At 58.8% G+C, this 26,099-nt stretch carries 23 protein-coding genes and 2 pseudogenes; 13 read left to right on the top strand and 12 right to left on the bottom strand.

What is annotated here, in order from left to right; genetic code table 11:
• Nucleotides 1-124: 124 nt before the first annotated feature.
• On the bottom strand, nt 125-715 hold the full coding sequence (locus tag VJ109_RS17660) for a DUF8121 family protein (RefSeq protein ID WP_324761090.1): 591 nt from the start codon (nt 713-715) through the stop codon (nt 125-127).
• A gap of 341 nt (nt 716-1,056) precedes the next feature.
• Between VJ109_RS17660 and VJ109_RS17655 the strand changes: the two genes are divergently transcribed.
• On the top strand, nt 1,057-1,815 hold the full coding sequence (locus VJ109_RS17655; RefSeq protein ID WP_324761089.1) for a creatininase family protein: 759 nt from the start codon (nt 1,057-1,059) through the stop codon (nt 1,813-1,815).
• A gap of 212 nt (nt 1,816-2,027) precedes the next feature.
• On the opposite strand, the gene VJ109_RS17650 is transcribed toward VJ109_RS17655, so the two are convergent.
• Both VJ109_RS17650 and VJ109_RS17645 read right to left on the bottom strand, forming a co-directional pair.
• On the bottom strand, nt 2,028-2,567 hold the full coding sequence (locus VJ109_RS17650) for a helix-turn-helix transcriptional regulator (RefSeq protein ID WP_324761088.1): 540 nt from the start codon (nt 2,565-2,567) through the stop codon (nt 2,028-2,030).
• 142 nt (nt 2,568-2,709) lie between these two features.
• Nucleotides 2,710-3,351 carry a hypothetical protein gene (locus VJ109_RS17645; RefSeq protein ID WP_324761087.1) on the bottom strand — a complete coding sequence of 214 codons (642 nt, stop codon included), beginning with the start codon at nt 3,349-3,351 and terminating at the stop codon, nt 2,710-2,712.
• A 271-nt stretch (nt 3,352-3,622) separates the two neighbouring features.
• On the opposite strand from VJ109_RS17645, the gene VJ109_RS17640 reads away from it, so the two are divergent.
• A complete protein-coding gene (locus tag VJ109_RS17640) occupies nt 3,623-4,606 on the top strand; it encodes a hypothetical protein (protein ID WP_324761086.1) in 984 nt (327 codons plus the stop codon).
• Nucleotides 4,607-4,612: 6 nt separating this feature from the next.
• Here the strand turns inward: VJ109_RS17640 and VJ109_RS17635 are convergent, their stop codons facing one another.
• Entirely contained in the window at nt 4,613-5,278 is a 666-nt protein-coding gene (locus VJ109_RS17635; protein ID WP_324761085.1) for an HD domain-containing protein, read from the bottom strand.
• A gap of 480 nt (nt 5,279-5,758) precedes the next feature.
• Nucleotides 5,759-7,162, bottom strand: a complete 1,404-nt coding sequence (locus VJ109_RS17630; protein ID WP_324761084.1) for an outer membrane protein assembly factor BamB family protein — start codon at nt 7,160-7,162, stop codon at nt 5,759-5,761.
• Nucleotides 7,163-7,486: 324 nt separating this feature from the next.
• Here VJ109_RS17630 and VJ109_RS17625 point away from each other — a divergent pair, with 324 nt between their 5' ends.
• Together VJ109_RS17625 and VJ109_RS17620 are read left to right on the top strand one after the other, a co-directional pair.
• Complete coding sequence (locus tag VJ109_RS17625) at nt 7,487-8,518, top strand: Gfo/Idh/MocA family protein (protein ID WP_324761083.1); 1,032 nt, start codon at nt 7,487-7,489, stop codon at nt 8,516-8,518.
• Between the two features lie 422 nt (nt 8,519-8,940).
• Nucleotides 8,941-9,006 (top strand): annotated as a pseudogene (locus VJ109_RS17620) (hypothetical protein); the annotation flags it as partial.
• 127 nt (nt 9,007-9,133) lie between these two features.
• On the opposite strand, the gene VJ109_RS17615 reads toward VJ109_RS17620, so the two are convergent.
• Both VJ109_RS17615 and VJ109_RS17610 read right to left on the bottom strand, forming a co-directional pair.
• Entirely contained in the window at nt 9,134-11,266 is a 2,133-nt protein-coding gene (locus VJ109_RS17615; protein WP_324761082.1) for a hypothetical protein, read from the bottom strand.
• Entirely contained in the window at nt 11,267-13,114 is a 1,848-nt protein-coding gene (locus VJ109_RS17610; protein ID WP_324761081.1) for an AAA family ATPase, read from the bottom strand.
• Between the two features lie 338 nt (nt 13,115-13,452).
• On the opposite strand from VJ109_RS17610, the gene VJ109_RS17605 reads away from it, so the two are divergent.
• Nucleotides 13,453-13,878, top strand: coding sequence for a hypothetical protein (locus tag VJ109_RS17605; protein ID WP_324761080.1), 426 nt, complete (start codon nt 13,453-13,455; stop codon nt 13,876-13,878).
• Nucleotides 13,879-14,683: 805 nt separating this feature from the next.
• Nucleotides 14,684-14,830 carry a hypothetical protein gene (locus VJ109_RS17600; RefSeq protein ID WP_324761079.1) on the top strand — a complete coding sequence of 49 codons (147 nt, stop codon included), beginning with the start codon at nt 14,684-14,686 and terminating at the stop codon, nt 14,828-14,830.
• Between the two features lie 160 nt (nt 14,831-14,990).
• Here VJ109_RS17600 and VJ109_RS17595 read toward each other — a convergent pair whose 3' ends face one another.
• The gene (locus VJ109_RS17595) at nt 14,991-15,629 is read right to left on the bottom strand and encodes an NAD(P)-dependent oxidoreductase (protein WP_324761078.1); all 639 of its coding nucleotides are present in this window, start codon (nt 15,627-15,629) and stop codon (nt 14,991-14,993) included.
• 137 nt (nt 15,630-15,766) lie between these two features.
• On the opposite strand from VJ109_RS17595, the gene VJ109_RS17590 reads away from it, so the two are divergent.
• From VJ109_RS17590 to VJ109_RS17580, 3 genes and pseudogenes are all read left to right on the top strand, one after another.
• The gene (locus VJ109_RS17590) at nt 15,767-16,102 is read left to right on the top strand and encodes a winged helix-turn-helix transcriptional regulator (RefSeq protein ID WP_324761077.1); all 336 of its coding nucleotides are present in this window, start codon (nt 15,767-15,769) and stop codon (nt 16,100-16,102) included.
• Nucleotides 16,103-16,284: 182 nt separating this feature from the next.
• A pseudogene (locus tag VJ109_RS17585) lies at nt 16,285-16,584 on the top strand (transposase); the annotation flags it as partial.
• 473 nt (nt 16,585-17,057) lie between these two features.
• Nucleotides 17,058-18,950 carry a hybrid sensor histidine kinase/response regulator gene (locus VJ109_RS17580; protein WP_324761076.1) on the top strand — a complete coding sequence of 631 codons (1,893 nt, stop codon included), beginning with the start codon at nt 17,058-17,060 and terminating at the stop codon, nt 18,948-18,950.
• Between the two features lie 202 nt (nt 18,951-19,152).
• Here the strand turns inward: VJ109_RS17580 and VJ109_RS17575 are convergent, their stop codons facing one another.
• The 4 genes from VJ109_RS17575 to VJ109_RS17560 form a co-directional block, all read right to left on the bottom strand.
• On the bottom strand, nt 19,153-20,925 hold the full coding sequence (locus VJ109_RS17575; protein ID WP_324761075.1) for a PAS domain S-box protein: 1,773 nt from the start codon (nt 20,923-20,925) through the stop codon (nt 19,153-19,155).
• Nucleotides 20,926-21,429: 504 nt separating this feature from the next.
• Nucleotides 21,430-21,831: an HVO_A0114 family putative DNA-binding protein gene (locus tag VJ109_RS17570; RefSeq protein ID WP_324761074.1), complete on the bottom strand. Its 402-nt coding sequence runs from the start codon at nt 21,829-21,831 to the stop codon at nt 21,430-21,432.
• Nucleotides 21,824-22,180 carry a toxin-antitoxin system TumE family protein gene (locus tag VJ109_RS17565; protein WP_324761073.1) on the bottom strand — a complete coding sequence of 119 codons (357 nt, stop codon included), beginning with the start codon at nt 22,178-22,180 and terminating at the stop codon, nt 21,824-21,826. Before VJ109_RS17565 ends, VJ109_RS17570 begins: the two co-directional genes overlap by 8 nt.
• 399 nt (nt 22,181-22,579) lie before the next feature.
• On the bottom strand, nt 22,580-23,398 hold the full coding sequence (locus VJ109_RS17560; RefSeq protein WP_324761072.1) for a nitrous oxide reductase accessory protein NosL: 819 nt from the start codon (nt 23,396-23,398) through the stop codon (nt 22,580-22,582).
• A 106-nt stretch (nt 23,399-23,504) separates the two neighbouring features.
• Here VJ109_RS17560 and VJ109_RS17555 point away from each other — a divergent pair, with 106 nt between their 5' ends.
• The 4 genes from VJ109_RS17555 (at nt 23,505) to VJ109_RS17540 (ending at nt 26,040) form a co-directional block, all read left to right on the top strand.
• Nucleotides 23,505-24,194, top strand: a complete 690-nt coding sequence (locus tag VJ109_RS17555; RefSeq protein ID WP_324761071.1) for an SCO family protein — start codon at nt 23,505-23,507, stop codon at nt 24,192-24,194.
• A 3-nt stretch (nt 24,195-24,197) separates the two neighbouring features.
• On the top strand, nt 24,198-24,986 hold the full coding sequence (locus tag VJ109_RS17550; protein ID WP_324761070.1) for a sulfite exporter TauE/SafE family protein: 789 nt from the start codon (nt 24,198-24,200) through the stop codon (nt 24,984-24,986).
• Nucleotides 24,987-25,101: 115 nt separating this feature from the next.
• Nucleotides 25,102-25,422 (top strand): DUF7471 family protein, encoded by a 321-nt coding sequence (locus VJ109_RS17545; RefSeq protein ID WP_324761069.1) that lies wholly within the window; start codon nt 25,102-25,104, stop codon nt 25,420-25,422.
• Nucleotides 25,423-25,479: 57 nt separating this feature from the next.
• Complete coding sequence (locus tag VJ109_RS17540) at nt 25,480-26,040, top strand: nitrous oxide reductase accessory protein NosL (RefSeq protein ID WP_324761068.1); 561 nt, start codon at nt 25,480-25,482, stop codon at nt 26,038-26,040.
• Nucleotides 26,041-26,099: the final 59 nt, after the last annotated feature.

Below are 26,099 nucleotides of genomic sequence, written 5' to 3'. Positions count from 1 at the left end.
GGACCGTGAGTGGCTCTGGGTCTGAATTCGTTGTTTGGCCAAAGTCCATCCATACTACGTCTAAACAAGCCCCAGAGGATGTAATTAGCAAGCCTACCTTCGACAAATCTGGCGTGTCAACGGCTCATTCGTTAGCATCACCCTCAGCAGGCAGGTCAAATTCGAGTTGGCCGTCGAGGACGTGTGTTCGGTCGGTTATCCCTGGTTCGAGGAGTTCGACCGTGCTTTCAACGATGAGTCGAGAGGCTGACTCCGGCCATCGGGTGACCGGGAGATCGATGAATACGGTTTCGTCTGCGATTTCGCCGAACCGGTGGATTTCGACGACTGCGGCCGTCCCCTCTCGGAACAGTGACACGGACGGATGGGGTTCGTGGTCACCCATGAATGGGCCTTGGAGCGAGACTCGTGGCGGGGTGCCGTCACCGCCCAGTGCTACAAACCGCTGTGTGAGCGACCGCAGTTCGGTACCTTCAGGATGCGAAATCGACGTGTGGAAATGGTCCGGCAAAGGAGCAAACCGGGGGTCGACGCCAACAGTAGCGAGATTAGTGCCGTCTTCGTAAAATTCGAGATATTTTCCATCATCCTGGGGATTGTCGTCGGTCTTTACGGCCGGGTCCGTGTGTTCGGTTCGTGATCCGATAGCACTACACCCCGAAACGGTAGTGGGGAGGGCAGTCAGGGCGGACGCGAGGAATTCGCGACGGCGCATAGATGGTGATCCAACTTGCGTTATCAAGAGCCTTAAGAAATTGATACCATGATCTGAGTTGGCACGCTCTGTTGAGAAATCTACAATTGGTTGTCTGCTGAATATGCGCGCTGTATTCAGCACGCTAATCTGAACGGTACGATTTCCCTGATAACAATTCACGGGCTGCGTTAGTGAGACATAATTATACCCGGCTTTGTTGAAATTCTCCGCAGGTAACATATTCTGCCCGTGTTCCGGTCGATAAGGAGACGCAGATATCGACTACCCTCGGAACGAACCGAGCCACTCTCATTCTGTATGACAGGGATTTTAACTTATGAGGGAGGATTACCAACTGCATGTCTTCTCGCAGGTCAATACTCCTTGAGGAGATGGTATGGCCAGAAGTCGAATCGGCGCTCGAAAACGGGATACGGACGGCGATCGTTTCCGTCGGCTCGATCGAACAGCACGGTCCCCACCTCCCGTTGAATATGGACACACTGGACGGTGACGAACTCTCGCAGCGGATCGCGGAGAAGTTGGGGGATGCTCTTGCTGCACCGACGATCCGGCCCGGCTGCTCGGGACATCACATGGAGTTCCCAGGCACGATCAGTATCCCGCCCGAGACACTGATGGATGTAATCCGGGCATACTGCCGATCGCTCGATGACCACGGCTTCGATCATATCGTCTTAGTCCCGACACACGGCGGGAATTTCGGCCCGGTCAAGACTGTCGCACCTGCTGTCGCTCGGGAAATCGAAGCCACTGTGATTCCCTTGGCTGACCTCGATGAGCATATGCAGTTACTGAATGATGGTCTCAGTAAGGCTGGGATCGAATACGATCAAGAGGTGATCCATGCCGGTGCGGCCGAGACGGCAGTGGTGTTGGCGGTGAACGAGGATCTCGTACGGGTTGAGAACATCGAGTCCGGCTCTGAAGGGGAGATCTCTACCGCTCGCCTTCTGAGCGAAGGATTCAAAGCCATCACCCAAAACGGTGTGCTTGGTGACCCGGCCAAAGCAACCGCTGAAGCCGGGGAAACCATCATTCAGAACGTGGTTGATACCTACGTCGATCACATCGAGAATGAACGCCGTTCTGTGTAGACACGGGTTCAGCGGAGACAAAAAGCCTCTCTCCACCATGACTGGTTCGTTCTCTCTAGTGCTGGCTGGCTTCAATCTCGACAGATCTCGAAGACGATGCGGAGGCTACCGCCACGGAACCGGCCTTACGTGATGGACAACTCGTCTGGTCACGACCCGATGCCGGCGAGGCGATACGGGTAGTTTCGCGAACGATCGTCTACTGGAAACCACTAGGTGAGCAACACCACGTTACCCATCCCTCTGCGTTTGCGCTCGACGAGCTCTCTCGTCTCCAGGCTGTCGAGTGTCCGACTGACGGTTGCTTTCGAGAGGTCCGTCCGCTCGACAATCTCGCTCTGTGGGAGGACACCATCGGCAGTGAGTACCGTTCGGTACACTACCTCCTCGTTGTCCGTGAGTCGCTCCGAAACCGACTCCCACTCGTTCCGACGGGCCTGTAGTAGCTCGTTGCTGGAACCATCCGTGGACTGCCCGACAGACGAGTCTACTTGTTCGCCGTCTGCTGTGGGTGCCGGTGGTGAGCCGTCGGAGAGAAGCGCCGTCGCACTGGCTCCGGCGCCGACGGCTGCGAGCGTGATACTAACCGTATCACGGAGCGGGAACTGCCAGCTAACGGTCCCGAGCCGTGTGCTTCCGTCGGCGACTGCAACCACGGTCGGTGTTGCAGTCATGAACTGTGCGACGAGAATCGCTGTCGCGGTTACGAGGGTCCCAGCTGCAAGCAGTTCGGAACGCGGGAACCGTGTCATCGGTGTTCACCCTCACCTGTGATCGCCAGAAGTGACCGCCAGTGCGGTTGCACCTGGGTCGTGAGACGGCTGGCAGCGACCCAGCACGACCGCTGTACGTAACACTGCACAGCAGGCCGTCGATCGAGTGATAGTTCTGGGTTCATCGGCTCCCTCTGTCGAGTCGAACGAGCGATTCGACGGTCGTTGTCGGGAGATCCACCACGATACTGTACTGTGCGTTGGAGTTGGCCGGTGTCACGACCACGAGCACGCGGTCGACACTCCACCAGGACTCGCGTCGTTCGAAGACGATCGTTTCGTCTTGCTTCTCGACGGAGAATGTAGACGCGTTAGCGGCCAGCGCCGTCCGTAGCGAGGCGTTCGGTGTCGCACCGATGACCGCCGCGCGGTCACTGGCGAGTCGTGCTGGAATCCGATGGACAGCGTATGTGGCGTTGTTCGGTGGCGGGATATCCGCACCGACAGTTTTGGCGGACGAGACGACCTGCTGGGCTTGTAGACGGGTTTCTGTCGACACGGCTGACGGCTCACGGTCGATCGCTCGAACGACGTGATAGCCGTCTGTTCGGCGTGTTTCGATCCGAGAAACCGTTCGAACGTCTTCGACCAACACCTGTGGTTGTCCGTCGCCGGCTGTGGTGACGAGAGCACTGTCCTCGATCATCAGCCGGTGCGAATCGTCGGGCACGAGGCCAGTGACACTGCCGAACACGCCAAGGCTGGTACCGAGGATGACCAGCGACAGGACCAACACTAGTCGGGAGGAGGGGACCACGGGCATGATTGGGACTGGCGATATCGGCAGTAAGAATCTGATGGTTTCCAGGGCGTGAAACAGCGGTGAAACGTGTTTCAGACGTGTTTCATGGCCGTTTCCAACGGTGACTTACAAGGGTTTTCGTATAACCCACGAGCACAGCAGTCGGGACGACCAGTTGCAGTGGACTGCGGGTTCGCTTCCCAGGAACTCGCGGCCGCCCGATCGGTCTCTGCCCGGCTGTTGCCGGAGAACACAATGATACACCACGATCGATTCGAACGGAGTAAGCAGTATGCAACGTGACTACAGACTCGCGACGTACGCGTTCAGTATCGCGATCGTCCTGTTTGCGGCCAGCGGTGCTGCCCTTATGGCAGGTGCCAGTCCATCCGCTGACCCTGCGGAGGATTCTGGAACCAACACGAGTACCACGAAGCTGAATACTGACCAGCAACAGGACTCTGAAACGGTTCGCGTAGCCAACAGTACCGTGTACACCTTTCAGCAGGCCCAGCGCACGTGCAGTGGCGCCCTCCGCCTCGACAGTCCGAACCACACCAGCACGACCCACCAGGTCGGAAACGTGACAGTGACGCTCGTCTCCCACCACGACGGCATGGTCGTCGAGGAAGTCGGACGCCAGCGCCTCGCTGAACGCGTCGTCGACGCGACCCACACTCGTGCAGGTCTCGGTGCGTACACTCACCTGGAGGTTCAGGTCAATCAGTACTACGAGTCAACAGCACGCGAGGACCCGCTCGATATCGCTGGCATCCGCGTTCGACCCGCTGAGGACTGCCTTCCGTACGTCCGTGGGACCCTCAATGGTACCAACGAGACGATGACGGTACAGACTGCCCGGCCGGACGTGGACGAGGTTCGGCTGAACTTCACCGATGGGGCCGAGTCGCTCGATCAGGACGACCAGGAGCTGATCGAGCGGCTTGTCGTGAGCGATCCGCAGACGAGTTACAACGTCCGGGCGCATCTGGATGCGACAACGTTGCAAGCGACTGTGATAGAGGTGGCAGACGACGACGTCGATGTCGAACTTCGGCGCCCCGACGGGAACGGCAGTTCGCTGATGGTAACCGTCGATCTCGACAGAGAGACCGTTGTCACGTCTGGGGTCGAAATCCAACTCGACCGATCGGAGATCACGATGGCCGATGAAAATAGTTCGATCGACGTTCGAAACGCGTCTGAGACCTCCGACTCCGTCGCTATCGAACTCAACGAATCGAATATCACGGTGGTGAACGAAACGGGCAACTAAGCGCGGTCAAGCGATCTCTCTAGTCCCGATTTCGCGGCTGAATTGCTCGAAGAACTGTTGCACGAACTCCCAGCGTGACTCACCGAGGCGTCGGCCGGGATCAGTGTACAGCGCGTCGAGCCGCTCACGAGCCCACTCGCGAACGAGTCCGATATCGGGGAGTTCGGCGGACTCGTTATCGAGCGTGGCTGTGTCGTCGATCACGGCGTACTGCGTGCCGGAGCGTCCCGATCGTTCGCCGACAATACAGGCGAGTCGGACGATCCCGACAGCGCCGACCGCGTCCAGCTTGTCGGCGTCGAACAGCAGTTTCGCTTCGATCGTCTCCGGGTCGGGAGAGGTCACTCTGATACTATGGGCTCGCAAACAGTGCTCGATCGCAGTCAGTTGACCGTCGGATACGTCCTCGTCCTCGAGGAGTGCCGTTGCTTCTGTTGCCGCCCAGTCGCCGTGGTCGTCGATCTCGTCGACGCGTTCGAGCGGGCGGCCGATATCGTGTAACCAGGCTGCTGCAGCCAGGATATCTCGATCCACACGATCGGGATGGGTTTCGGCGAGTCGGACTGCGGTGTCACGGACCCGTTTGGCGTGGAAAATATCGTGGGCAGGGAGGGCGTCCTCGTAGTATTGGAGCGACAGCTTTCGGGCACAGTCACTGACTGTAGAGGGCATATTGCCAGCACGGAGTCGCAGACGGGTTAGTAATTGTGAACTCCACAGACACCGAGGCGGTCGGCTCGCTACCGGAACTGCTGGGGCGCCGCCAGTTTTAGTGGTATGCCACTTCAGCATGAATCCCGCTTGGTGTGTGGGTTTAGAGACGGAATGGCGTGGCCTTGGGCGGGCCACTCCAACGGGGTGGATTGCTTTCGCTGCAAAGTCTTAACCAACACATTCGGTGGACCATCGCTATTGTTGGGTAAGACTCTGCGCCGGCGCTCACCGCGACAGCCAGGCCATCGTCGAGGCCGTCGAGAAGCCGATGGTCGTGACGGTCAGCACCCCGACAATGTGGGCCTTCGTGCGGTCGTACAGTGAGGCAGGACGACGACGGCACCGAGCGGCTTCGCGACGACGTGCATGACTTTCGCGAGCGACATCGATGGCCTTCGAGAGTGAGTTTGGGACTGAGTTGTGGCCAGTGGTCTCGCGTCAGGACTGGGTGAGCCCGATGAGACCGCCCCGACGACCACCGATATAAATACCGGCCTCGGTCGGCGCGATGTCCCGAGGGGCGATTGAGAGGCCAGTTCGCCACTGTCTCGTTCCCGCTGTTGTCGAGAGTGCGACCATGGTACCCGTGGCACCGCCCTGTTCTGCGCTTGTCCCGTAGCCCACCAGTAGCGTACCGCTGGCCACGGCAGGGTGAGCTACCCGGAAATCCATGTCCGACGAAGGGTCGATGCCACTCTCCGGAATCGATTCTCGGTACAACCATTCCAGACCGCCAGTGTCCGCCCGGAGCGCGAAGACGACGAACTCCCCCGTCTTCTCGTGGCCCTCACACACGAACACACGCGTTCCGTCGGATGCCACCGTCGAGAACGCGGCCGCACCAGTACTGGCCATCCCCTGGAACTCCCAGTTGACAGTACTGGTCCCGGCAGCTCCAGCGGCGAGCATCCCAGTCGCATCCGTCGACCAGATAACCCCGCTGCCCAGCACAGTCGTTCCCGTTCCGGTTACAAGCGGCTGGCTCGGGTATTGGACCGGGACGGTCGTCCGGTCGACGGTAAGTTCATCGTCGTATCGTTGGACGCCGTAGAGGAGTTGATCCGGCCGGCCATAACTCGCGACCACTCGTCCGTCGGTGAGTGCGAGCCCGCCGGGATCTTGCAGCACCTCGTCGTCTTCGAGCTCGTCTCCGAGAGAGATCCGCCAGCGCTCGTGGCCATCTCCGGGGGCGAGCCCGTGGATTCCGTAGCTCGTCTGGACGTACACGCAGTCGGGCGTTGCGGCGGGCACTGGTGCGAACCGATCCCGTGATCGGCTCGATTCGATCAGTGACTGCTCGGGTACTGCCGCAGCGACTCGTTCGTACAGGTCGATCCGCCATCGGACTGTGCCGTCGGATGCGTCGACGGCTATCACGTCCGTCTCGAAGTCCGAGAGATAGAGCGTCCCATCGACGAGGCCACCGAACTGTGGGTACAGTGAGTCCGAATTCTCCAGACGGCGACTCCAGCGGTTGGTCTCATCGGCGACGTCGTACGCGGAAAGCTCCAGCCCGTCTTCCCGTTCGGTGCCAAGAACGACCAGTTCACCGGTTACAGCAGCGAGGTGTGTCTGCTGCAGCAATCCCTGCTCAGTCGACTGTGCTTGGGCCTGCCATTCCTGGGTGGGACGCTGGTGAGTAGCCTCACTGTGTGCAGTGTTGCGCAGTCCGCCACGTGGGAACCGCCATTCGTCGTCCGGTGGAGTCCAGGTCGTTCCGAGTGCGTCCGGTGGCCGTTCCCCATTGTCAGTGGTCGTCGACTGGGACGGACAGCCTGCAAGGCTGGCTATTCCTCCGGTGCCAAGCATCCGGAGGGCGGTGCGGCGAGTTGGAGGGCACATCGAGCAAACGATCGGAGTGTGTTTTGAAAAACGATGTGGCTCGCCCGGGATCGGTCAAGTCAATGCATATCGGGTCTTCGATCCGGCACATCGTCGTCGTGTCCTCGTCTTGAACGAACCGAAACCCATCTCGGGGAACTCGTCGGGAAGCACCGCATCGATCGGACGACCGATACCGAAATCGACACAAACAGGGCTTCGGTGACGCTATCGAAGCTGAGCTACCCGCTCAGTGGACCTGCTCACTGAACAACGAACCGTTTGGCGTACCGCGGATTCGTTCTCGGGGCGAAGGTTTAGCACGGGAGGAGGTGAGCACAACATATGTACGAACCTAACGGTCTGTCCACGCCGATCCGATGGGGCGTGATCGGCTGTGGCGATGTTCTCGAACGGAAGAGCGGCCCCGCGTTCCACCAATCCGAACGAAGTTGCATCAGGGCTGTCGTCTCCAGCGACGGCGAATCGGCCACACGGTACGCGGCGGCCCACGACGTGCCGGTCGCAACCGGTGACGCCGAACAAGTCATCACGGACCCCGAAATCGACGCCGTCTACGTCGCCTCGCCGCCCAATACCCACGAGGATTTCACCGGTGCCGCGGCCGAGGCTGGCAAACCGGTCCTCGTCGAGAAGCCGATGGGGCGTAGTCTCACGGAGGGGCGTGTCATGATCGACGCCTGCGATCGGGCCGGTGTCGAACTGTTTGTCGCGTACTACCGGCGGTTCCATCCGCATATCGAGGAAATGCAGACGCTGCTCGCGGAGGGCCGGATCGGTGAACCGGTGTCCGCCATTGTCAACCACGCATTCCCGCGACCGAACGACAGCGGATGGCGCGAAACGCCCGAGATCAGTGGCGGCGGCTGGTTCGTCGATGCGACTTCTCACCGCGTCGACCTACTCTGTCACTTGTTGGGCGCACCGACTGAGGCCACCGGCGTCGTCCGCTGTGACGACGGAGACAGTCGAACGGAGACGGCCGTCTCCCTGTCGCTCGCTGTCGCGGATGGCGTCTGCTGTACAGTGACGAGTGATTTCGTCGGCGCGGGTTCGACTGATCGCTTCGTGATCCGAGGTACGGCGGGTTCGATCGTCGCCGAGACGCTGGACAGCGGCGCTTTCACCTACGAGGTCGGAGGAGAGCCGGAAGGTGTCGCATGCAACCAACCAGAACCGACACATGGTGGCCTCCTCGATCACGTAGAGGCTGTCCTTTTGGACGGGGAGACGAACCGTTCGACCGGCCGGGATGCCATTCAGACAGCGGCGATTTTGGACAAGTGCGTCCGGAGTGCGTACGCGGACGCGATCCCGACGACCCTGTGGGATGGGTCGTTCCCGCTGATCGACTGACATTCGGGTGCTGTCGGCTCGCTGTTGTTTCACGTTGTGGAACTCTGTCCACAGTCCGTCGACGAACGGGTACCCGTTGGTTTCGTTGCGATTGCCACTGGCTGTCGGTCACATATCGAAACGGCGACTGCCACGTAGGTCACTGGTGGTGATCGAGCGATCCACGCCGGCAAGAACCGGGCGACTCCCGACAACGCGTTCGTACCGGCGACGGTGACCATCGGCGTCGGCAAGCGCGTTGGCTGGATCAACGATTCCGAGTGGGGCCATACCGTCACTGCCTACGCAGACGGTATCCCTGAGGAGGCTGGGTTTTTCACGACTGGGAGTACGACACGGAACAGGCGGCGCGGGACGCGTGGCCGGACGGTGACCTCGAAGCCGGCGAAACCTACGAACACACCTTCGCGGTCGCCGGCGAGTACACCTCCTTCTGTGTCCCACACGAGGACGAGATGGTCGGCACGGTGATCGTCGAAGATAGGTGAAAGTTGGGGACTCCTCGGATCACACGACGACAGGGTGGGAGCTGGCTGGCGACCACACTAGCCACCTGGCGGGTCCGATTTCGCCGTAGCGTTCGTCGTCGACTCGTCTGGGTGGCGTCAGCCCACACTACCAGTCGAATACGATCGCAGGAACAATCAGCAACGTAACGAATAGCACCACCAGTTGTCTCCCAACGAGTAGCATACCAGAGCGACACACTTGGGCCACGAGTGTGAGGGTCCGGCTGACTCCGATTGACAAGCGAGCTAACAGCAAGAAACAGAGACTACCGACGAGAACCGCGTGGGCGGTCGAGATCCCAAATTGGGCTGGTATCCTGTAACAGAACGCGAAAACAGTCGCCGAGAGGACCGCTCCCGCGGCTAAAACTGTTCCCCGGTTGGCGACGACTGTCTCTCGTACACCCGTTCCTGATTCAGTATCCAGACTAGATCCAGAAGCAAGCTCTCGGATCTGAATGGCGACCGCAAACGGGAGATAACTAGCAATGACAGTGAGAAGTGGCACCGCCGCTCCTGTTGTTGACCCACTCCCTACGATAGGAACCGTCGTCTCGAATACTGGTGCCATCGGAGCGAACTGTCGAACCCACAGTGTAGTCAATCCGAAAAACACGCCGACATCGAAAACTGCCTGATGATGTCTGGGGTAGTTGAACGACGCGATATTCTCAGTACTCGTGTGTGCCGACTCCCCATCGTCAAACTCTGAGCGTTCTGCGGGTCGAACCACCGTATCGTACTCGGTCTGGTAGTTCCGAGCCCCGATTCGTTGCGGGATAGCAACACCGTACTTGATCTCTTTCTCACCGTCTGCTGGAACAACCGTGGTAAACTCCACGCCAGCATCCGTGCGTGCCCAGTCTTCGACTTGGTTCGTATCATACATCCAGATCTCGTGGTGTTGCCACTTGGTCAACGGATCGTTGATGGATACCTCGACGCTTTCGTCATACTCCGAGTCCAGACTGAACCGAACGAGTTTTCGACCGCCATCGTCGCTCTTTGTAACGGATTTCCGGACGCTCAACTCGTCGTGGTCGTCGCCGCCATCGAGTTCTGAGAACAACAACGAAACCAGGGAAAAGTAAACCAACAGGCCCCCAACAAGGAACTGAAACAGGGTTGGACCGGCCAATGGGTCGGCAAACACGTAGCGGTCAACCAGCAGACCCACGCCAATTGCAGTCGGCAACAGTCCGACCGCAAGAGAATTCAGAGATTCCTGTTGTGGATCAGCGTTGCGCCGAGATATCAAGAGCGCGCGGCTACAGTACAAATACGCGTACAGGCCGACACTCGTCGCGACGAGGAGCAGAAACAGAAATCCAAGCGGAGCCACGGAGAGAAAATCGGCGGGTGACCGGAACCGGATTACGAGCGCGACCAACCCGACGATGGCGAGCACAGACGTGACCCACACTGCCATCACGACCAGTGCCGCGTGTTCCCAGACGGTGGTCGCCCCCTCGATAAGACGTTCCGCAGGATCGCTGGGCAATGGCGAGTTCCGCGAGATGAGGAGGAACCCGATAGCGAACACCTCGGCGATCGGGCTCAACAGACTGAACTCCGCGAGAAACACACCGACGATTACGACCAGAACCAATCCACGGACGACATAGCCAGGGAGACTGTTCCCTCGAGAAGAGCCAGACGACGCAGACACATACACGCCAGCGAATAGCACACCGCTCACGAGAGCGGTGCCCCCGATGGTCAACGGGGTGAGTGGGGCGGTAAATGGTGCGGTGGAGCGGACACCGATGGTGGCGAATAGCTGTCTGAAGCCAGCCTCGGCTAGCAAACCGGCGGCCGCGAACGGGACGACTAAGAGCAGCCTGGCCACAGGAGAGTGAGGCCACTCCGTGTCCGCAGGACGTATCAGTCGGGGTACGTAGTAGAGCGCCAGCGCAAACAGGAACAGCCAACTCAGCCCCCACATCAGATTCCCGTATCCGACCACCGAGACGAAGACAACCACCGACTCTAGCCAATCGATCTCCTGCAGTCGCAGGAGAACGAGCCCGTATCCGGCCAGCCAATCGAGGAGGCGCGGGAGGAGGTTCGCGGAGAGATCGAAACCAAATAGCCCGTAAACCAGTTGTCGAAGCCGCTCCGTCAGCCCGGATTCGACGGCCGCTGTGCCGTCTGCGGTGGCTGCTGAATCGGACTGCCGAAGCGACGGGTCCGCAACTGTCTTATCAGTCGGTGTTTCACTCGGTGTGTCCTCTGGCATTTAGGTGATGTATCGTGGTGGCCCGTCCTCCCCGTCTGTCTGGTACTCAGACGCTGCTGCCGCAAGTCCCTCGATCGAAAGGGCCTGTCCGTTGTGTACTGCCCTCCGAGCGGCCATCTCGGCGACCGAACGGATTTCGTCCGAAGAGAGCCCCTCAACCGCAGCCGCTGCCTGGTCCCAGTCGAACTCATCTGCGAGGACGCCGTCTGCAAGCGTAGATCGAAGGACTGTTTTACGAGTGTCGACGTCCGGGTGGCTGATTTCGATTCTCACGTCGAAACAGCCAGTATCTCGAACGGCTGGTGTGACCTGTGCTATCTCTGTGGCCGTTCCAATGACGAGTATGTCCGCCTCTGCCAACTGTCGTAGCTGCCCAGCAAGCCGATCGCCGAACGAGATCCCCTGTCTGGCGCCTGTTGTGACCGGTGCGAGCCGGTCGAGGTCGGTGATTACAACCACGCAGGGGGTATTCGCTCGGGCAATGGCGAACAGCTCGGACATCCTGTTGGCTGGACGCCGCTGCAAGTCTGTGCCGAGTTGTTCCGGGGAAAATACGACAAGTGGGAGCCCGAGTTCACCTGCCGTCGCCCGCGCCAGCTTGGTCAGGATTGAGCTAGACGGGCCATAAAGCAATGCCCCGTCGACATCAGCCAGCCCGATCGTCTTGTACCATGCGTTGTTCCGAAGCGGATCAAGCAGGCGAGTCTGGATCTGCTGTTTCGTTTCTTCCATCCCCAATACGTCCGCAAAGCGGATTTGCACGTCCGTCTCAAGCGTCTCTGTTGCCGAGATGTTCACACCATCGGGCTGGACTACCGACACGTCGGTCCGACCCTCTGTAACAGAATCGTAGGCGGGGAGCCAGTTGGCAATGCTCGTCCCGGTCTCAGTAACTGCCGCCGAAAGATGGTGTTCGTCAATCGGTTCTCCCGCACTGAGGGCGTGTCTCGAAGCGATCTCGGCCAGAGTTTCCACGTCGCTGGATGCGTACCCGGCCGTCGCCGACACCGTTTTCGAGAGGTCTAGAGGACTCGTCACTGGCCGATCGTCGAGTGCGATACGGAGTATCTCACGTCTGGCTCCGGCATCTGGTGGCGGGACCTCGATCCTGTCGTCAAACCGCCCTGACCGTCTAATCGCTGCGTCGATATCCTCGAGTCGGTTTGTCGTCCCGACGACGACGACATCGGAGCCGTCGATAGCCGCGAGTTCGACGAGCAACTGGTTCACCATCTGCTGTTGTGAACTGGTCCCCATCTCCGAGCGACGGGCGGCCACGGCATCGAGTTCATCTAACAGCAGTATACAGGGTTCGTTCGCCCGAGCGGTATCAAAGAGCTCTCGGATGTTCTGTGCGGCCTCGCCGACCCATTTGCTCGTAATGTCGGTCGGTGTGGCGGAAATTAGTGCGAACCCGGCCTCTCCTGCCAATGCCTTCGCGATGAACGTTTTTCCACACCCGGGAGGGCCATAGAGGAGGATACCGTTCACGGGACTGATATCGTATTCCTCGTACGCCTCGGGCGATGTTATCGGAGCGATTACCCGTTCTTCGAGTCGCTGTTTGAGATCTTCTAACCCGCCTACGTCGTCGAAATCCGGCAGTTCCGACGAGTTTCGTATTGTCGGCGTAGCCTCCCCGCCGGCCTCCGTTTCGGCTGTATCAATGACAAGCAGATAGACGACACTCCACAGAATAACCCCTCCCGCTGCAATACCGGCATAGCGGAGGTCAACGGTCCTGACTGTCCCAACTGTAGCTGCCACGACCGCTCCAATCAGTATCAGCGGCGGGAGTCTGTCAGCATCGGGCAGCAACGATAGCACGGCGAGGACGAAGAGAGCCACCGTCACTGCTAGAGACATTCAAACTCTATACGAGTCAACATTAATCCGAAATATTAGTTGCGTGGTATGCCGAGATTATTGCCGCAATTCGGGAAATAACGCAGGGCACTTTGACACGGTTTTGTAGGTCTCGTCGGTATCTCAGTTCGGTGCTGCCAGGCAAGCGGTGGTACGCCGTTTTCTGTCCAACCCGTCGGAGACGGCGACGCGTTTTTCCGAACAGTACCGGTATCGTGACTTGCTGAGCCAGGGCAATTTATGAGTTTCCGGGGCAGCCACCGGATCTAATTCCTAGCCTGCTACCCAACACGTAACTTGGCGTAGCTGGTGTATTCTGTATGGACCAGCGTCGAGACACGCCCATCGTGGACGTCTCCGGTCTGGAAATGGAGTTATATTTCGAGATTGACGAGTCGTTAGTCGACCCCCGGGACACCGACACAATACCACGCGTTAGATCTGCAACCACCGAGTTGGCTTCAGAACTGGCTGTGGAACCCTACATACAAGCAGTCAACCCAGTTCGCTACTGTCTGACGCCTGGGCTCTCCCCGATTTACCGCAATCTTCTGGAACTGTCGGTCGCCACGGACATGACAGTCCCCGCTCATCTGTTTGCGAACCGCCTGTACGAGCTTCTCAAAGAGCGACCGGAGGTGCGCTTCCTTCAGGTCGGAGACGAAACCATCCCGTTCTCGGAAGTAGCGACGCAGACAGAGTTTGCACGCCAACTCAACGCCGTATCGAGGAACTCCAGCAAGTGACGGTTGTCTCAGTCATCAAGACAGCGTATGATCTCGATAGCCGAAACTATCCTCCCGCGCACGACTCTCTAGCGCTGTATTCACAACCGGTTGACGCTGCTGGCTCCACCAGCAAGCCAGAACTGAGGCCCCGGAGCGAGTGATGCACGAGTGCTCGGGAAAGAGTCGGGGTCATCCAGGGCCTCAGCACAGTCGCCACACGGCACCCTCGTAACCGATGGACATTACCGAGCGCTGTACTGCGGTTTTCGGCCACACTGGTACGATTACACGACCACGGATCGCGCTCGGAAAACGGGGCCCTGGGGCAATTGATGGGTCACTGCTCGGGAGTGAGCGTGGGGTCATCCAGAGCCCCATCCATCGAGTCGGGTGGTCTGGTGATAAACCGTCGGTTGATATCGAACGCTGTACTGCGATTCCCGCTCGGGAGGTGCCCGCAGATGGCTATCGAACAGCGCGCTCGACGGTCGTCACGACGGGCTGCCCGTACTGTCACATGGTCCTGCCCGAGCAGGGCTACTGGCCGTCTATCCCGAAACCGACTGTCCAGGGTAGGAGTAGTGATGACGGCGCAGTCGCTCCTGCCGAATCAGGGAACCCAAAGTGGAACCGCCGAACCGCGAGGAGACATGACGACCCCGCGGTCGGCGCTGAAACAGGTGGTCAGTCGGGCCCCGGTGGGAGTGCTCGGGGCGTGTGGAAGGGGACTGCGAAGCGGGAACCGGGACCCACCAGTGTGGTGTGGCCACCGCAGACATAAATTTTCTGGATCGCCAGAGGGCGGTCCCGTCGGAGGTTGCCGATGAGTCGGCTACCGGAGCTGGGCGAGTCCATCACGCTCGCCGACTACGAAAGTGATCCCTGGCTGCTGGTCGTCGCCGTTGACGTGCCAGTAGAGCGGATAGCCGATCGCTCGAAGCGGACTGGCACGCCGAATCAGTCCTGCTAAACGCTCTCACAGTATTGTCAGATTCACACGTTCCGATCGTTCGGTACCGGCGACATGGTGTCCGTGAACGGAGCAGTAAGAGTGTCCCGTCACCATAGAAGATGGGAAGTCCGATCACCGCCCCCGTGGTCAAATCGGCAACAATACCGCCCGTCCGTAGTTAGTACCCAGTTCCGAGATAGGTGTGTACGGCGGTTTTCTCTTCGAGTTCGTCTACGAGGGCGACGGCGAAGTCCTCCATCGAGATGTAGCTGTCCCCCTCGTCGTCGGTCACGAGTTCGCCGTCGGCGGTCCGATACTCGCCGGTTCGCTCACCCGGTTCGATCAGCGCGGCGGGTGCGAGGTACGACCATTCCAGATCGTCGGCCTCGCTGAGTATCTCGTACGCGTCGATGGCCGCCCGGGCGACCGGGACCCACTCTTCGGGGAAGTCGTCCGTCTCGATAAGTCTCGTCTCCGGACCCACGCTGAGTCCGCCAGCGCCGCCGGTCCAGACAAGCCGCTCGACATCCGCACGGCGCAGCCCCTCGATCACGGCTTCTATCATCTCGGTAAGGATCTCGGGCGATTCGTCGTCACTCGGACCGAGTGCCGACACGATGGCGTCGTGGCCCGCCGCCAGTTTCGCCATGTCATCGGCGTCGGTCGCGTCACCGGTGATTGCGACGAACCCGTCACCGTCGATTTCTTCGACTGTCCCGCTCCGGGAGACGCCTGTAACCGTGTGGCCACGGGCACGGAGTTCGTTGGCAGTTCGCTGTCCGATTCGTCCGCTCGCACCGAGCAGTAGTACGTTCATTGTTGAGCGTTGGGTCGTTGATAGTTGTCACGCGGTACCGAGATGAGGGCTCGCGGATTCAATCATATACTCATACTTGGTCAACGAACGTGACTTTCATATAGGTTAGCGAACATTCGTCTGACCAAGTCACATCAATGTCATCGGATGCTACTCTCGAAACGAAATACGACGGCTGTCCGGTAATCAAAACCCTCGAAGAGATCGGTTCCCGCTGGCGAATGACCGTTATCCACGTCCTCCAGGAGGAGGAACTTCGATTCAACGAACTCAAGCGTGCAACAGACGCGAACTCACAAACGTTGTCCCGCGTGCTCGACGATCTGGAGGAGAAAGAGTACGTTGAACGCCGGGTTGACGAGGGAAGTCCAGTCGCAGTGTCGTACTCGGTGACGCCGAAAGGGAAAGAACTCCACTCGGCGTTCGATGAGATCTACGAGTGGGGAGAAAAGTGGATTACTGCTGAAAGCTGATCAACGGGGGTGAGAGCTATCGGTCAATACGCAACTCGCATCGACCGGCTTTAGCCACGAATGCTCGGGACTCTGTGTGAATATGTCAAAAGGTATAGGATCTGAAAACCGCTTACTGGTTGGATAGTGGCAGAACAACTCACGTTACTGGGGAGTACGATTCTGCTCGGCGGCTCTGTTGAAATCCCGAGAATATCGACATCCTTCTCGGTGACAAAGGCTACGATGACCAGAAAATCAGGCAACTTGCCCGGCAACACGAGGTTCGCCCACTGATCAAGCACCGTGAGTTCACGTCATTCCACCGGGCATGGAACGCACGCTTAGACACTGATCTCTACGGCCAGCGAAGTCAATCCGAGACTGTCAACTCAACGCTTAAGCGGAAGTACGGTGCGTTCGTCCGCTCACGACGCTGGTGGAAACAGTTCCGTGAGATCACCATCGCCTGTCTCATTCATAATGTAGACCCATTACTCTGAGCGGTCAATACAGGTCATAGACTTATTAGTTGGGGTGTCAAATCAGATGATAATGAGTGGTCGTTGGACAGATATTGTTGTCGGGGTCGCTGTAGTAGGTTTCGGCCTCATTCTCGTGCTGTTTGGGTCGGGGTATTCGGTTACGACCTGTTTCGATTCGTCATGTACCACTGACCCTACCAGCGTAGTTACTGCATTCGTGTTTTTGGTAAGTGGAGTAGTTGGGGTCGCTCTTGGTGGACGAACGATTTGGAGTGCCCGATAGGTTCGCAACTCTCACCAACCGGCTGTTTCATCTGTGTATATATCTGAAGAATAGGATTTTGACAGAGCCTGCTCGGCGTATCGCTCGGTGTCTAATTGTTAGATACGCCTTTCACTATCCAGTCTATCGTCTGATCTGTCACTAGGGTGGAAGATACCCGCTACTCACGCCCCAACCGTTATTGGTTGTCTCAATCACGCTGTACATAATGAACGAGATTCCAGACACCATTCAGGTTCTTCACGTTGACGACGAACCTAATTTCGCTGATATGACTGCTACCTTTCTTGAACGCGAGGACGAGAGGTTCGCTGTCGAGACAGCCACCAGTGCGAGTGCCGGAACAGAGCAACTCGAACAGAACCGGTTCGACTGTGTGATCTCGGATTATGATATGCCCAACCAGAACGGGATTGAGTTCCTCAAGTCTGTCCGGGAGCAGTATCCTGAGTTGCCGTTCATTCTCTTCACTGGGAAGGGTTCAGAGGAAGTGGCTAGCGATGCGATCTCTGCTGGCGTGACTGACTACCTCCAGAAGGAAGGCGGAACTGACCAGTATACAGTACTCGCGAACCGTATCACGAACGCCGTCGAACACCAGCGGACACGGGAACGCGTCGAACGAAGCGAGCAGCGGTTGCGCGAGATTGTCGATTCACTCCCTCATCTGCTCTACGTACTCGACGAGAACGGGAACTACCTCCTCGTGAACGAAGCGCTCGCGGCCTTTCACGACTCCACTGTCGACGATATCGAAGGGTCGAATATCACAGAGGTGCTCGATGAGTCCGCCGCCACGCAGTTCCAGCAATTTATCGGCGACACACTCGAAACGGGGACGACAAAGCGTGCTCCGGAGGTCGAAGTTTCCGATCCGGACGGTGAGACACACGTCTTCGAACCGCGATTACAACCGTACGAATTCGGCGATGTCGACGATCGCACTGTCCTCGGTATCGCAGCGGATGTCACCGAGCGCAAGAGATACGAAAGGCGTCTTGCAACCCTCAACGAAACGACGCCGGAGTTGATGGCCGCAGAGACGCGGACAGGCGTCGCTGAGATCGGAGTTGAGGCCGCCGCCGACGTGCTGGGATTGGAGGCAAGTGGGATTCATCTCTACGACGAGCAGAACGGGCTTGTTCCGGTCGCGCAAACCGACGCTGGACACGCTCTCGTCGGCGACCCACCGACGTTCACGGGCGAGGACAGCATCGCGTGGCGCGTCTACGAACAGGGCGAACCACTCGCTATCGAAGATGTCCACGACAATCCGGACATCTACAATCCGAACTCCCCAGTACGGAGTGAACTTATCCTCCCACTCGGCGAAGCGGGGGTTTTGATTGCCAGCTCACCGACGGCAGCAACCTTCGACGACGAGGATAGCGTCCTCGTGGAGATCTTGGCTAGCAACATTACAGCGGCACTCGAACAGGTCGAGCGGACTGCAGAGATACGCGCTCGCGAGGCGGAACTGGAACGTCAGAACGAACGCCTCGAGGAGTTCGCCAGCGTCGTCTCCCATGATCTGCGGAATCCACTACAGGTGGCCCAGGGACGATTGGAACTCTTGAAAAAAGACTGTGAAACCGAACAAGTAGCCCCCATCGAGCGAGCGCTTGACCGGATGGACGTGTTGATCGAGGACATCCTGACGTTAGCTCACGAGGGCGTCAGAGTGAACGAAATGGAAGCTGTTGCCCTCCGAGAAGTCTGCGATGCGTGCTGGCAACACGTCGAAACGGCCGAGGCAACACTCGAAATCACGACCGACAAGACGATCCGGGCCGACCGAAGCCGTCTCCAGCAACTGATCGAGAACCTCGTTCGGAATGCTGTCGAACACGGGAGCGATGATGTCACAGTGACAGTGGGAGACCTCGACAGCGGGTTCTACGTTGCAGATGACGGGCGGGGAATTCCAGCCGACGAGCGCGAGTCGGTGTTCGATGCAGGATACTCAACGGCAGATGACGGGACGGGCTTCGGCCTGAGCATCGTCAAGCAGGTCGCTGACGCCCATGGGTGGACTATCACGGTCACAGAAAGCGAGGCGGGTGGAGCACGCTTCGAGATCACTGGGACCGAACAGGCCTGATTACGGACTATTAGTTAGTCTGATCAGTGGCATTCTCCACATACCCTCTGTCGTCTCTCACCATCGGTCCGGAGAAAAGCGAGAATCCGTACGTTGGGCGCTATTCGCAGGCGGAGCCCCTCTTTCACTCACACGACGTTCGCCCAGAATTTGGTTGGCGTACTGATTGTCACTTGGCGAAGGCGTAGGAGGTATCGAGGCTCTACGCAGTAATGAACTCGACATTAGTGATTTCGAACCGTGTGCCTCCTTCAGAACTCTCAGCCACGTGAATCTCCCAACCGTGGCCCTTGACGATCCGTTTTACAATGTTCAGCCCGAAGCCAGTTCCATCTTCTTTTGTCGAGTATCCAGCAGTAAACACGTCCTCACGTCTGTCCTCTGGGATGCCAGGACCATCATCTTCGATGTAGAATCCATCGTCAACCGCACCGACTGTGACAGTCACCTCCTTCCCACCGTGTTCTATCGCATTTTTGGACAGGTTTTCCAAGAGCTGGCTGAGGCGATCATCATCTGCCTCAACCACCACTGTCGAAAGCGTGTCATCGGTATAGTGTAACTCAGCGTCCTTCGTTTGATCAGCGATCATGTTCCACGCACTATCTATCGTATCTTGCAGTCTGAGAGCGTCCATCGAACCGATGTCTCGCCCTGCACGGGTGAGCCAGAGCATATCTTCCGTAATGCGCTGAATACGGTCTAATGCTGTCTCAATTGGGTCAAAATGCTCACTATCGAATTCATCTTGCATGAGTTCCAACCGCCCTTCGGCGACGTTCAGTGGATTCTTGAGATCATGACTAACGACACTGGCGAAATCATTGAGGCGTCGATTCCGCCGCTCTAATTCCTTCTTGTGCTCTTTGAGTTCGGTGATGTCACGTAAGATGCCGACTGATCCCTCGAAACACTCCCCGTTGTAAGGTAAGACACCCATGTGATCCTCACACGGGATCGGTTCTCCATCACTGGGCTGAATCTCGATCTCAAACCGCTTATTCTTTGGCCCATCTGATGAAAGAATCTGACCAAGAGCGTCTTCCGCCCGCTCGACGGTGTCCGCTGATTTGACCAGTGTTGGTGTCGATCCGAGGATCGTCTCACGCTCATATCCAACCATCTCAACGAACGCATCGTTCACGTACTCGAATTCACCCTTTTCATCGAGAACGTAGACCGGATCTCCGATCGTCTCCACGAGTGTCCGGAACCGAACGATTTCTGTCTGCCGCTCTTGTTCCGCAGAGAGATCACGAACCGAGCAGATCAGTTCGCCAGACTCTGCTTTGGTGAGGCGGTGACCCTCCAGAAAAGTGGTCCCATCTGCACGGAGCCCAGTCGTTTCACCGCTCCAATATCCGCCGTCAGCGACCGATGGCAAGATCTCGTTTCGTATGAGAGGGACCTCGTCGTCAGGGTACACTAATTCCCAGTGTTCGCCGATCATTTGCTCAGGGTCATAGCCGTAGAGGTCGGCATACTCCTGGTTGACATAGATGAATTCGCCGTCTTCGTTGAGGATGCTAATGCCCGCTTGAGCAGTTTCGATCGCTTTTCGCTGCCGCGCTCTGGCGTTCTCAGCACGGTATCGGTCGACAGCGTTGCGCATCCGATTGGCCAGGACGGTATACTGATCGCTCCCGGTTTCTTTTTGAAGATAGTCGGTGACGCCAGCCGAGATTGCCTCGCTGGCGATTTCTTCGGATCCCTTGCCGGTGAAGAGGATGAACGGTAGATCAGAAGCTACCTCACGGACGGTTTTCAGGAAGTCGATACCGTTCTGATTGGGCATATCATAGTCGGAGATGATACAATCGAAGTCAGTGAGGGCGAACTGATCCAGTGCCTCACTAGGACTTGTTGCCGTTTTGATGATAAAGCTATCATCCTCCCGCTCAAGAAATTCGCCTACCAGGGCAGCAAAATCCGGCTCGTCATCGACGTGAAGAACGTAAACCGGCCTGTTACTCATATATGGAAAACGAGACCCCAAAAGATCATAATAGTATGCAAATAACTTCTGCGCGGAACGGCTCGCAGGCGTTTGTTGGGGCTGTGAGGACAGTCCTCACCATCGAAACGTTGTTCCGTGTTTTGATTCAATTTAGCCGGTGAATCCGTCGAGTCAGCAGTTGATTGCCTCATTATCGGGTCTTTCCGCAGCTTTGCATAAGAGCGCCACTATTTCCGGTGAAAACCACCGTCGTAGCCACTCAATCGGTAGTTTCGGTGCGATGATGCATTGCCAGATTCCCCCTACGTCGGGGAACCGCGACGTGACGACCAGCTGAAGCTCGTCGGCGATATGGAGCACGCGGTTGGCCCCGACAATAGCCCGATAATAATGACCAGAGTCTCTTGCTACATTTTTTCATACAGCGAACGAGACGGTTTCATCACCTTCTGACTCAAACCCGATAGTGCCCATTTGTCAGTGTAAATAACTGTGTCTGAGACACCCTGAAGAACAAAGGTGTCAGGGAGCGGCAGTGGTTCCGTCTCCGGGGTCGTGAGCAAGCGGCGATACGACGAGACCGTCATAGGGGAACACTGGCTTCTTTGCCCGCCCGACTGCCTCGAAGCGGATGACGCCCAGCGCTTCGAGTGTCGTCAGTTCTTCGTGGACATTCTTCTTGTCACGACCGACCAGTCGTGCTGTTTCGCGAATGCTCTCGGGTTCTTCATCTCTGATTACGCGTAGGAGTGTGTACGTCCGTTCGTTGAACACGTCGGTCAGCTGGCTCTCGTTCGGGAACTGAACAGTGGCCGGCCGGTCAAGGTGTTCGCCCTCCTTGAGTTTCTGAATGGCTTCGAGGCCCTCTTCGTACGGATTGGTCTCGTGGTCAACAGTGACTACGAGCACGTTCTGTTCAGTCATGGGTATCACCGTTGTCGTTGGATGGACCGAACCGTGGCTTCGGAATCTCCTCCCAGAACCGTTCGTAACGTTCCTCGATGCACGGGAACTTGACGAACTCTGGTTCTGGGTCAGGAGCGACGTGTAATTCGTGGCCTTTGGTAGCCTCGTGTGAGTTGTCGTAGCGACGGATTGTTCCGTCGTCAAGCGCTTCGGGACCGGCGGCCAGGGCTCCATAGTGAAGCGTGTACCGCCACCCCGATAGATAGGCATCGTCGTGTGTCCGCCGAATCGACACGCGAACGACAGTCCCGTCCTCGTACACTGTGGCGTTGTCGTATCCATCGAGGTCGTCGGCCGTTGGTTCCATCCGGCACTACGTTGGTTTCGTAGCCAACGGTAAATGAGCGTTGGTTCCTCAAACAACGCTATACTGAGTAATTCGGCGATGAATTGATTCACTATAGCGCGATGCTCACGACCACTTCAGGCACACTCCAGCTCAATTTCGATTTGCGTTCTTCGCTGGCCCGCTCTCGCCACGACCGCTGGATGTTCACCTGGTCCGGGGACCTGTGGCCGCCCTCTATCGTGTCCACGTCCCGAATTGTCCCCCACTGTCGAAGACGAGCGTTCGACGGTCGGCTCGCGCCGTGTAAATCGCCACATTCAGTCCGTTCGGGTCACTGCCAATAATTGCGATTCCAGAACGGTGTCTGTTGTTCAATACGATCTATTTCTTATGAACTGCGGCGAGATGTAACAGCAACTACTCGATCAGTTGGCTGCGGTACTGCTCGGCCAGCGTTCGGTCGAAGGCGGTCAGCTTGACGATGTCGTCCCCGGTGAGGGAGTCGGTCTCGGCAACGTAGGAGACGGCGTCCTCGCGGCTAGCGAAGGGGGCGGGATTGACCCGCATGGGATCGTCGAAACGGTCAGTGTCGGTCTCGAGCGCGTAATAGGCGTCCGTGCCGTCGATGAGGTCCCGGGAATTCAGATCCCTGACCCACAGTCCCGTGATATCCGCGTCGGTCTCCGCGAACTGCTCCGTGACGGCGTAGTACGTCGTCGCACAGCCGGACGAACAGAAGAACGCCCGCGTGTCGTCTGCGTGGACGGCTTGTGCGTTCCACTCCGGGAAGTTCGCGGCCATCATCTCACAGACGGCACACTGTGCATCGTCGGGGACTTCGAGGGATGACTGGGACTCTCCGTCGCCACCGCCTCCCTCGCGAGCGACGTAACTCGTACAGTAGCCGCGTGGTTCGATTGTCCCCTCGACGATGGTACAGGCACCGAGACCGTCGCCGTTCTTGTCCGGGATGTAGTAGGTACAGCCGGAACACTGTTGGCCTTCCTGTGGTTCGGACTGGTAGTTCACTGCGCTCTGGGTCGATAAGGCAGAGGGGTCACGTCGTTGGCCGTCCAGACCCGTGGCAGTGCGGTACTCATCGGGAACTCCGCCGCTCGTCGTCCCAGTGGGGGTCTGGTCATCGCCGCCGGTACAACCCGCGAGGGCGGCGGATCCGGTCCCCAGCAGTGCGAGCATCGTCCGTCTGTCGAGTGCCGTGTGGCTCTGCTGTCCCATATCTCGATGTCCGTCGGCGACAATCAAATTCGGTCTGGTAGGACCGTCGTACCGTTTGGAGAGCCCCACCAGACCGCTTACTTCCGAGAGTCAGGAAGAAGCAACCATGCAGCGACGGACCTACCTCACAACCAGTCTCGGGGTTGCCGCCGCGAGTGCCGGGTGCCTCACGTCGGCACTCGAACAGGGGGATGGCAACGAGACAGTACTCGACCCACAGGCCGATCAGCAGTACGGGAATGGGAATCTCCCGTATCCGACCGATGGGGAAGAGCTACCGGCGTTTTCTGTCCCCAACCCACTGGCCGGGGAACTGGTATCAAGCGACGACGTCGACGGGACGCTGGTGGTGACCGCCTTCTTTGCCACCTGTCCGGCCGAGTGTGTACAACTCGTCGGTCAGCTCGCGGGTGTCCAGCAGGGGACTATCGCGGAAGGGATCGACGACCACGTGACGTTCCTGGCGATCACGTTCGACCCCAGCCGCGACGACGCACAGGCACTCCGCGAGTACGGGCAGCGGATGAACGTCGACATGTCGGCGGGGAACTGGCGGTTCTTGCGGCCGGAGTCCCCGGAACGGGCCAGAACTGTCGTCGAAGGGACACTCGGCGTGACCTTCGAACGCGTCGATGCCGCGGAGTCCCAGCGGGTGGCCGGCTACGACTTCCGGCACCTCTCCGTAACGTTCCTCCGGAACCCGGACGGCGTCGTCGAACGGGCCTACCGGACTGAACGGCCGGACCACCAGCGCGTGCTCTCGGATATCGAGAGAGTTGTCGAGGCGACCGCCTGACCGATGGTGACCTGTACACCGACGAATCCGCTCCTCGGCACAGAGACACTGGGGCTTCCCGTCTTGCTACTCGTCGGCCTGCTCGGCGGCGCACACTGTGTCGGGATGTGTGGACCACTGGTCGGGATGTACGCCGGCCGGATGACCGACGGCGAACGGGACGACATCCTCTCGTTCCTGGAGATCCGCCAGCACCTGCTCTTCAACTTCGGGCGGACGGTCACCTACACCCTGCTGGGCGGTGTCTTCGGACTCGCGGGGCACCTCGCCTTTGTGAGCGTCCGGGAGGTAACCCTTGTCGCGACAGAGGTCCGTGCCGTGACGGGTATCGCCGTGGGGCTGGCAGTCACCATCGTCGGTGTGAGTTACGTCACCGGCACCGATGGGCGGACCGTTCCGATCCCGGGTATCGAACGGATCGCGAACCCGGTACGGACCGCCCTCCTCCAGCGGGTAGACGAGTGGGTCGGTGACTATCGCATCGCCGGTCTCGGTGCAGTCCACGGGTTCCTGCCCTGTCCACTGCTGTATCCGGTGTATCTGTACGCGTTCGTGCAAGGGTCTGCACTGGGTGGGGCAGCAGCGCTCGCGGCGCTCGGCCTCGGAACTGTTCCAGCCGTCTTCCTGACTGGGGCTGCGTTCGAAGGGCTAACCGTCGGCAGTCGTACCCGACTGCACCGTGCGCTCGGTGTCGCCTTCGTCGTGTTGGGCTACATCCCGCTCCAGCACGGTCTCGCCGCGCTCGGCATCGCGTTTCCGGCCATCCCGCTCCCGCACTTCCAGCCGTGGTGACCGGGGTACGCTGGCCACGTAACTGTTGTCATAGCCGCACAATACTATCCACGGGAAGGAGCGGTGGGACGTCGAAACTGTTTCTACGGTCACTCCCGAAGCCACAGGTCGAGCGATGCTCCAACTAACCGGCGAGTGGCTCGGACAAGGCGAAGCCACGGTCCTGCTGGTGCTGATCGGCCTCGCGACGCTGGGCACAGTAGCGCTGTTTCTCGTCGCCACCGCCGGGACGTTCCGCCGTCGGAACCGGACGTACCTGCTGTTGACGGTCGCTATCGGGCTGCTCGTCGTCCGGTCTGTCGTGGGCCTCGGGACCGTGTTCGGCGCCGTCCCAATGCCGATTCACCACCTCGCCGGCCACGGTGTCGACCTCTCGATTGCGCTGTTAGTGCTTGCGGCTATCTTCGCCGTCGACGGGCCTGAGACCCCGGGGTGACCGGTTTTCGATGACCCCACCAAGAGCCATTTGTCCGTCGTCGTGGTATTCATCGGTATGGCCAACCGAACACGCGGCCCGACACGACGAGACGTGCTCACCGGGACAGCGGCGCTGCTGACACTCGCCGGCTGTCAAAGCGGTGGAGAGCCATCTGCGCCGGTCACCATCGCAGCGGACGAGAACTGCGACCAGTGTGGCATGGTCATCTCCGAACATCCCGGGCCGGTCGGGGAGACGTACTATCGGAACAACACACCCACCAGACACGGCGAACCGGCCCGGTTCTGTAGCACGATCTGTACCTATCGCCACCGGTTCGCCAAAGAACAGGAGGGATGGACGCCGGCGACAACGTTTCTCACCGACTACAGCGCCGTCGACTACGAGGTCCGGACCGACGGGGGCGCCACCGTGCTGACACGCCATCTGGACGCGTCGGCCTTCGCCGCGTCGACGGAGCTAACTGTCGTCGCCAACAGCGACGTGGAAAGCGCAATGGGGACTGCCATCGTCCCGTTCGGGGACGAGGGTGACGCCGAGTCGTTCACCGAGGAGTACGGGGGACAGACCCTCCCCGCCGAAGACATCCAGCGCGAACTGGTCAGTCGCGGGTAGAGGATTCCCGAGAAGTGAGAACGAGCGATGGGCTGTTTTAAATTCAGTGGGTAGCTGAT

The sequence above is a fragment of the Haloarcula montana genome (assembly GCF_035666295.1).
In the GTDB taxonomy this organism is placed as follows: Archaea; Halobacteriota; Halobacteria; order Halobacteriales; family Haloarculaceae; genus Haloarcula; species Haloarcula montana.
The sequence above is the reverse complement of the archived record's forward strand: the minus strand, read 5'-3'. Positions and strand labels throughout refer to the sequence as shown.

What these genes read in the sequence shown, in the direction of transcription:
- VJ109_RS17660 (WP_324761090.1), bottom strand. Translation starts at nt 715, where the DNA reads ATGCGCCGTCGCGAATTCCTCGCGTCCGCCCTGACTGCCCTCCCCACT.
- VJ109_RS17655 (WP_324761089.1), top strand. Translation starts at nt 1,057, where the DNA reads ATGTCTTCTCGCAGGTCAATACTCCTTGAGGAGATGGTATGGCCAGAA.
- VJ109_RS17650 (WP_324761088.1), bottom strand. Translation starts at nt 2,567, where the DNA reads ATGACACGGTTCCCGCGTTCCGAACTGCTTGCAGCTGGGACCCTCGTA.
- VJ109_RS17645 (WP_324761087.1), bottom strand. Translation starts at nt 3,351, where the DNA reads ATGCCCGTGGTCCCCTCCTCCCGACTAGTGTTGGTCCTGTCGCTGGTC.
- VJ109_RS17640 (WP_324761086.1), top strand. Translation starts at nt 3,623, where the DNA reads ATGCAACGTGACTACAGACTCGCGACGTACGCGTTCAGTATCGCGATC.
- VJ109_RS17635 (WP_324761085.1), bottom strand. Translation starts at nt 5,278, where the DNA reads ATGCCCTCTACAGTCAGTGACTGTGCCCGAAAGCTGTCGCTCCAATAC.
- VJ109_RS17630 (WP_324761084.1), bottom strand. Translation starts at nt 7,162, where the DNA reads ATGTGCCCTCCAACTCGCCGCACCGCCCTCCGGATGCTTGGCACCGGA.
- VJ109_RS17625 (WP_324761083.1), top strand. Translation starts at nt 7,487, where the DNA reads ATGTACGAACCTAACGGTCTGTCCACGCCGATCCGATGGGGCGTGATC.
- VJ109_RS17615 (WP_324761082.1), bottom strand. Translation starts at nt 11,266, where the DNA reads ATGCCAGAGGACACACCGAGTGAAACACCGACTGATAAGACAGTTGCG.
- VJ109_RS17605 (WP_324761080.1), top strand. Translation starts at nt 13,453, where the DNA reads ATGGACCAGCGTCGAGACACGCCCATCGTGGACGTCTCCGGTCTGGAA.
- VJ109_RS17600 (WP_324761079.1), top strand. Translation starts at nt 14,684, where the DNA reads ATGAGTCGGCTACCGGAGCTGGGCGAGTCCATCACGCTCGCCGACTAC.
- VJ109_RS17595 (WP_324761078.1), bottom strand. Translation starts at nt 15,629, where the DNA reads ATGAACGTACTACTGCTCGGTGCGAGCGGACGAATCGGACAGCGAACT.
- VJ109_RS17590 (WP_324761077.1), top strand. Translation starts at nt 15,767, where the DNA reads ATGTCATCGGATGCTACTCTCGAAACGAAATACGACGGCTGTCCGGTA.
- VJ109_RS17580 (WP_324761076.1), top strand. Translation starts at nt 17,058, where the DNA reads ATGAACGAGATTCCAGACACCATTCAGGTTCTTCACGTTGACGACGAA.
- VJ109_RS17575 (WP_324761075.1), bottom strand. Translation starts at nt 20,925, where the DNA reads ATGAGTAACAGGCCGGTTTACGTTCTTCACGTCGATGACGAGCCGGAT.
- VJ109_RS17570 (WP_324761074.1), bottom strand. Translation starts at nt 21,831, where the DNA reads ATGACTGAACAGAACGTGCTCGTAGTCACTGTTGACCACGAGACCAAT.
- VJ109_RS17565 (WP_324761073.1), bottom strand. Translation starts at nt 22,180, where the DNA reads ATGGAACCAACGGCCGACGACCTCGATGGATACGACAACGCCACAGTG.
- VJ109_RS17560 (WP_324761072.1), bottom strand. Translation starts at nt 23,398, where the DNA reads ATGGGACAGCAGAGCCACACGGCACTCGACAGACGGACGATGCTCGCA.
- VJ109_RS17555 (WP_324761071.1), top strand. Translation starts at nt 23,505, where the DNA reads ATGCAGCGACGGACCTACCTCACAACCAGTCTCGGGGTTGCCGCCGCG.
- VJ109_RS17550 (WP_324761070.1), top strand. Translation starts at nt 24,198, where the DNA reads ATGGTGACCTGTACACCGACGAATCCGCTCCTCGGCACAGAGACACTG.
- VJ109_RS17545 (WP_324761069.1), top strand. Translation starts at nt 25,102, where the DNA reads ATGCTCCAACTAACCGGCGAGTGGCTCGGACAAGGCGAAGCCACGGTC.
- VJ109_RS17540 (WP_324761068.1), top strand. Translation starts at nt 25,480, where the DNA reads ATGGCCAACCGAACACGCGGCCCGACACGACGAGACGTGCTCACCGGG.